Annotated in this window: 7 protein-coding genes and 1 pseudogene; all 8 read left to right on the forward strand. The window is 66.7% G+C overall.

The annotated features are described in order from the left end of the window. Positions 1-174 precede the first annotated feature (174 nt). On the forward strand, positions 175-813 hold the full coding sequence (locus CcI156_RS21185) for a hypothetical protein (protein WP_076807765.1): 639 nt from the start codon (positions 175-177) through the stop codon (positions 811-813). Between the two features lie 106 nt (positions 814-919). After that, the gene (locus CcI156_RS21190) at positions 920-1,633 is read left to right on the forward strand and encodes a YcnI family protein (protein WP_023841574.1); all 714 of its coding nucleotides are present in this window, start codon (positions 920-922) and stop codon (positions 1,631-1,633) included. Between the two features lie 44 nt (positions 1,634-1,677). Next, positions 1,678-3,318, forward strand: a complete 1,641-nt coding sequence (locus CcI156_RS21195) for a CopD family protein (protein ID WP_254847544.1) — start codon at positions 1,678-1,680, stop codon at positions 3,316-3,318. Positions 3,319-3,537: 219 nt separating this feature from the next. Then, on the forward strand, positions 3,538-4,350 hold the full coding sequence (locus tag CcI156_RS21200; RefSeq protein WP_076807770.1) for a ferritin-like domain-containing protein: 813 nt from the start codon (positions 3,538-3,540) through the stop codon (positions 4,348-4,350). A 133-nt stretch (positions 4,351-4,483) separates the two neighbouring features. After that, a complete protein-coding gene (locus CcI156_RS21205) occupies positions 4,484-5,149 on the forward strand; it encodes a PaaI family thioesterase (protein ID WP_254847545.1) in 666 nt (221 codons plus the stop codon). Between the two features lie 53 nt (positions 5,150-5,202). Continuing rightward, positions 5,203-5,460 (forward strand): acyl carrier protein, encoded by a 258-nt coding sequence (locus CcI156_RS21210; RefSeq protein WP_076807783.1) that lies wholly within the window; start codon positions 5,203-5,205, stop codon positions 5,458-5,460. Between the two features lie 16 nt (positions 5,461-5,476). Further along, positions 5,477-6,073: pseudogene (locus CcI156_RS21215) on the forward strand (acyl-ACP desaturase); the annotation flags it as partial. Positions 6,074-6,141: 68 nt separating this feature from the next. Then, on the forward strand, positions 6,142-6,588 hold a 447-nt coding region (locus tag CcI156_RS21220; RefSeq protein ID WP_254847546.1), incomplete at its 3' end, for a winged helix-turn-helix domain-containing protein.

Genomic DNA, 6,588 nt, shown 5'->3' on the forward strand with positions numbered 1-6,588 from the left:
GCTCTCGGCCGGCCATGGCTGGCGCCGAGAAGCGACTGAGCGAGCTCTCCATAAGGCCTATTACGACCCGCGGCGTACCCCCGGGGCGAAGTTCATGGTCACCCTGCCCACGAGACGCCCAGGACCGCCAGCCAGATCATCAACCCCAATCGCACGGTTCCGGGGGGTGTGGCCATGACCGCGGCGGGCATGGCAAGCTTGCTCGCTGTGGCAGCAGAGTGCGAGGTGGACAGCGGGACGGCCCGGTTGGGCCGAGCCGTCGTGTTCGCCTCGTCCTCGGTGTGTCTGGCCTGGGCCGCGCACGTCTCTGGCGGGGCGCCGCGGCCAGCCGCTGGGATCATGCTGGTTGCGGTCCTCCTCCTCACCCGGGTGGCGTTCGGGCTCGCGGACYGCGAGCGAGGAGTCGCTGCGCTGCTCGCGGGTCTGGGGGCGACGCAGATCGCCCTCCATGTCACCTTCGTACTTGCGCATCCGCACACCCACCTGGCCAGCGGTCCGAGCCTGGATGTTCCGATGACGGCGGCCCATGGCATTGCCGTGGGCTGTGTGGGGTTGATGCTTCGTCACTCCGAGCGGGCTGTGTGGTGCGCGGCCGGACTGAGGCCGCGCACCGTCGTGGCCCTGTTGCTGTATCCGGTGACCGTCGCCGTCGTTCCGCCTGTCCCACCCACCGTGAAGATCAACCTTCGGAAGCGGGTGCCGAGACCGCACGCTCGCCCCCTTGGCCGTGGCGCACGGCGCCGGGGACCACCCGCTTCCCCTTTTCCGGGGTTGACGTCACGGCGAGCGTTGATGTCACGGCGAGCCTGGTAGACGAGTTCCGCTGGCGGGCTCATCTGCCCGACGAACGACCCCGGCGCGAGCAAGGCAAGGCATCTTCRGGTGGTCCCACGCGCCGTGGGACGTTCGAAGGGATCTTATGTACCGCAACGTTCGGCGTGCCGGCATGCTTGCCGGCACTGCCGCGGCAGCGATGTTCCTCCTAGCTGGACCGGCGTCCGCCCATGTCACGGTGCAGCCGCCGACGGCTGCCGCGGGCAGCTACGCCACCTTGTCGTTCAAGGTCCCCACGGAGAAGGACACCGCGTCCACGACCGGGTTGGACGTCCAGCTTCCTACCGACACCCCGATCGCGTCCGTGTCGGTCCAGCCCAAGGCGGGGTGGACATACAAGATCACCAAAGCGGCCCCGTCGAAGCCGCTCATGACGGACGACGGAGAGGTCAAGGAGATCGTTACCAGGATTGCCTGGACGGCGCAGGGGGATGGCGGGATCAAGCCCGGGGAGTTCGACACCTTCACCGTCTCCGCCGGGCCGCTGCCCGAAAACACCGACCACATTGTGTTCAAGGCATTGCAGACCTACTCCGATGGTTCGGTCGTGCGGTGGGTCGATGTCGCCGCCCCAGGCGCCCAGGAGCCTGAGAAGCCGGCGCCGGTCCTCACGCTGACGGCATCCTCCCCGAGGTCCGGTGGGCCTGGCGCGGCCGCGGCGCGGTCGGACGAAGCCGCATCGGCCTCCGACGATTCCGACGGGACGGCGCGTGGCCTGGGGATTGCTGGCCTTGTCCTTGGCGCACTCGGGTTGTTGGCCGGTGGATTCGCGCTGATCTCTTTGCGACGGCGCGCCTAACCGTCGTGCGCCGCATCCTGGTGGTGGCCGTGACGTTCCTGGTCATGGCCACCACCTCCATCGGTTTTGGCCTCGGGGTCCCGCCGGCGTCGGCGCATGCCCTTTTGACGGGTAGCGACCCCGTGGACGGCGCGGCACTTGACGTCGCACCCACACGGGTAACCCTTGACTACAGCGAGTCAGTACGGGTCTCGCGCGATTCGATCCGGGTGCTCGATTCCGCGGGTAGGCGGGTCGATGATGGTCGTGCCGGATCTGGTCCCAAGGCGTCGCAGGCGACGGTCGCGCTCCGGCCGGGGCTGCCGAACGGCACGTACGTGGCGAGCTGGCGTGTCATCTCGGCGGATAGTCATCCTGTTTCCGGTGCGCTCGCCTTCGGTGTGGGCGGGCCGCCGGATGCCGCCGCCGCGGCGGCCTCCGGCACATCGGRCTCCTCGACGGTGGGCGTCGTCTTCGCCATGGCGAGATTTCTCGGATACGCCGCGACGGCCCTGTTGCTGGGCGTCTGTTTCTTTCTGATCGTGCTCTGGCCGACAGGTCTTCGTGCGGCCGGTCCCGGCCGGCTGTTGATGGCAGCGTGGGGATTATCCGTTTTTGCGGCATTCGCGCAGCTGCTGCTGCAGGGCCCCTACGCTGCCGGGCTCGGCCTCGGGGGACTCGGGCAGTGGTCGGTTCTGTCGACCACCCTGGCGGATCGGTTCGGTCACCTGCTGCTGATCCGTCTGCTCGCTCTGGCTTTGATGGTGCCTCTCGTGCGGCGGCTGTTGCGAACCGGGTCGGTGGATCCGCGGGGAAACGGGGAGCTCGCCGGTCTCGGTGTCGTGGTGGCCGTGACGCTTGCCATGATCGGTCATGCCAGCGTCGGCGATCTGGCTTGGCTGGCTACCACCAGCACGACGGTGCATGTGATCGCCATGTCGGTGTGGATCGGTGGTCTGGTGATGATTGCCGGTTTCCTGGTGCGCCGCGCATCGGCCACCGAGCTGGCGGAGATCCTTCCCCGGTGGTCGAAGATCGCGGTTGTGGCCGTTGTCGCCGTGATGGTCAGCGGGGTCTTCCAGGGCTGGCGTGAGGTCGGCCCGCCACGGGCCCTGATTGATACCAGCTATGGTCGACTGCTGGTGTACAAGGTGTGGTTGGTCCTTGGAATGATCGCTCTCGGCGCTCTGGCGCGGCGGTGGGTCCGCCGGCAGTACAGAACGAACAGAAATCAGCCGGCCGGCCGGCCGGACCGCTCGTCGCATGCCGTTCTGCTTGCCGGGCTGCGCCGGGGTGTCATGGCGGAAATCGTGCTCGGGGCTGTCGTGCTGGGGATCACGGCTGGGTTKGTGAACATGGTACCGGGACGTACCAGCTATTCACCGCCGTTCTCCGACACCACCTTCGCGGGTCCKATGACGGTGAAGGTGAGGGTCTCGCCGACGCGGGTGGGCGCCCAGACCCTGGACGTCCAGGCCACGGACCCGAGCGGCAAACCGCAGAAACTGGTGGAGGCCAGTGTGGCGTTGTCGTTGCCGGCCGCCGATCTCGGCCCCTTCACTGTTCCGCTGAGCCTGGCCGCGCCGGGCCATGCGCGGAGCGACGGGATCCGGGCGCCGTTGCCCGGTGAATGGCAACTTCGGCTCACGCTCCGAGTGAACGACTTCGACCAGTACGTGACAACCGTGTTCTACCAGGTCCGATGAAGGGACTCGTGAACGATGAAGGGCTGGTGAACGCTGGGCGGCGGTACGTGGATCGTCCGCCCGGTGCGTGGACCGTCCCGCACGGAGGCGGTAAGCGCTTCCGTGATAGCTGATCGGAATGGTTCGAYTGGCGTGTGATATCAGGGTTGTAATGATCGGCCAGGCAACCCATGGTAGAGCGGCAAAGGCCTGCGAGGGAAGCTCAGAAGGAGTCCATCCATGCCGACCGCCACCGCTGACAAGTCCCATAGCTTCGATGTTTTCYAGCACTACGAGCGCCTCCAGTGGAAGGTTTCCGACCTCGGGCTGGAAAACGTCCGGAGTGACCTCGTTCATCCCGTCTACATCTCGCTTGTCAAGGGCGTTGTCATGGGCGAGGCGACGTCTCTCCCCGGGCTGCACGGTTTTCTCAGCGAGTTCCACGACGACTACGACTGCTCRGCCTTCGTGGCCATCTGGGCCTACCAGGAGCTTCAGCATCACTACGCCTTCCGGGCCTGGCTCAAGGCGGTGGGTGTCCACATCGACCAGGACAAGATCGAGGCTCTGCGTGAGCCGTACGAAGCCGGTATCACGCCGAGTGCGACCCTGACCACGAACGTGATCTCTGAGATCATCGTCAACACGGTCTACCGGGCGATGTCGGAGTGGGTGGAGGAGCCCGTGCYGGCCGACCTGTTTCTCCGCRCAAGCCGCGACGAAGCAGGGCACGCCCGCGAGTTCCTCTTCTACTTGAAGCGTCGTCTGGAACTCCACCCGCACGAGCTGAGGTCAGTCCTGGAAAGGATTCATTTCTACGTTACGAGCCCGCGGCTCAACCACCCGGTCGGTGTCTACAAGCATCAGCGCGTCGAGGAGATGCAGGGGCACGAGACCGTCGACGACGTGATCGATGTCTATCTCCAGTTCTCTCCGCCGGATGCGCTGGAAAAGCTCCAGGCCAAGCTCCGGCGCATGCTCGGAACGGCGGTCGGCCGGGACCTGAGCCGAAACTCCGGCATCCGCCACGCGATGGCCGAAATAGTGGCCTGAGGCATCGAATCTGAGAACGTCGTTCCCAGACCCGATCGGATGCGGGGGCGACGCGCGACGACGGCGGCGCCCCGGATCACGTGCGACGCCGTCGGCAGGGCGCGCCGTGACCAATTCTCTGCCGGAGGAACCGATGCACATTCACCCGACCGCTCCCTCCCAATCCTCGGCCGACGAGGAATACCTGCCGGTGCCTTGGGCGGTCCTGGAGAGCTACCGCTGCTTCGGCTGCTCACCGCACAACGCAAACGGCCTGCGCCTCCGCTTCGCCTTCCGTCCCGACGGGATCGCCACCCGCTTCAGGCTGGACCGCACTCACGAGTCGTACCCGGGGGTCGTGCACGGCGGTCTCATCGGAGTCATCTGCGACGAAACCATGGGAAACCTGATCGTTCTGCGAACAGGCCTCACCTCCTTCACCACCGGGATGCGGCTGCGGTACGTCACCGCGATGCGGGTGAACACCGACTACCAGTGCGTCGCCCGCCTACAGGCCGGCACGGCTGAGCCGGTCTCCAACCCGACGGGCGGTCCGACGGGCGGTCCGACGGGCGGTCCGACGGGCGCGGGCGGCCTGGTGCGTGCCRAGGCCGAGATCCTCGACGCCGCGGGCAGTCTGGTGGCTGCGGCGAGCGCGACCTACCGTCCGACATCGATGAACATCGCGCGGCAACGCCTGGACCTGCGACCGGACGAGTTCGACYGTGTCGCGGAAGCCATCACCGCGGCCCAGGCCGCCCAGGCTGCTAACGCTGTCCAGGCTGCTAACGCGGCCCAGGCCGTCGGCGGTCAGGGCTGAATAGTCCCTCTCACGCGCCTCAACCGACACGGCGAATGACCGAAGGAGTCATGATGACACCCTCCCGCGCCGAGATTGTCAGTACTGTCACCGCCATCCTCGCTCGCGAGCTCGGGATGTCAGCCGACGCGCTCACTCCCGACCTCGACCTGCGGGCCGTCGAAGGCGCGGACTCGGTGAAGGTTCTGGTCATGATCTCCMGCATAGAGCGCACGTACGATATCGAGATCGAGGATGAGGACGTCTTCGCCCTGAGCTCCATCAACGACGTCGTCCGTATCGTGCTCGCGGCGCTCGAGACGGCGGTCTGACAACAGGAGAATCATCGTGACCGTATCGAACACCGTTACGTCAGCTACCTCTGCTCAGGAAGCGGGGCAACGCCGTCCTGCCCGGTCCGACCGCTCTTTTGCCCGTCCGGTGCTGCCGCCGCTGCTGCCCGCCTCCGACCTGGCGGCGGCGGTCACCGCGTTTCACTCTGCCGGGTCCGCCGCCCGCCGCTGGGACGTCGAATCGGCCTTCCGGTGGGACGAGGCCGAGGCCGACCGGCTCACCGAAGGCCAGCGCTCAGCGGTCCGCTTCATCACCCTGATCGAGGACCATCTCCCCGGCTATTTCGACCTCTACGAGCGTGCGTTCCCGCTCAACTCCGACGTTGACCTGGAAACCTTTATCCATAACCGTGAGCTCTACCATTTCACGGTACGGTGGGCCCAGGAAGAGGACAGCCACGCCCGGGCCCTGTTCCGTTACCAGGTCGCCGCYGGTATCGCCGAACCGGAGGAACTGCGTCGGGAACTGGCGGCTGAGGGCCGTAAGAAATTCGATCTGCCACTTGACSACGCGGTCTCGTTGTTCGCCTACGCACTCGTGCAGGAGAAGGCGAYGCAGCTCTATTATCAGCAGCTACAGATCTTGAATGGTCGGGGTCTGTTTGATCACATCCGGTCTGTCCGGGTATGACCCGGCCGTGTCCGACGCTTGTATCGGRYATGAGGTATGCGGATGGTGGCGGGCTTACCGCGCAGGGTCGTGCCCGTCGGGAAGTGGTCCGGGTGCAGGCGGCGGACCTGTTCGCCGCCGGGGTCGATCCGGTCGAGGTCGCCGGGCGGCTGCGGGTGAGTACGAAGTCGGCCTACCAGTGGAAACGGCTCTGGCAGGCCGGTGGCACGGCGGCGCTGGCCTCACGAGGACCCAGTGGTGCGTCATGCCGCCTGTCGGACAGTCAGCGTGACCGGCTACGGGTCGAACTGGACCGCGGTCCGGCCGCGCACGGCTGGCCCGACCAGCGCTGGACCCTGGCCCGGGTGACCCTGCTGATCGGCCGGCTGTTCCGCACCCGCTACACCCTGCGCGGTACGTCGTACCTGCTGCACCGCATGGGTTACAGCACTCAGGTCCCCGCCCGCCGGGCCACCGAACGCGACGAGGAGAAGATC

It is taken from the genome of Frankia sp. CcI156, from assembly GCF_001983015.1.
Classification (GTDB): Bacteria; Actinomycetota; Actinomycetes; order Frankiales; family Frankiaceae; genus Frankia; species Frankia casuarinae.

Coding starts and splice junctions, on each gene's coding strand:
- CcI156_RS21190 (WP_023841574.1), top strand. CDS start 920: ATGTACCGCAACGTTCGGCGTGCCGGCATGCTTGCCGGCACTGCCGCG.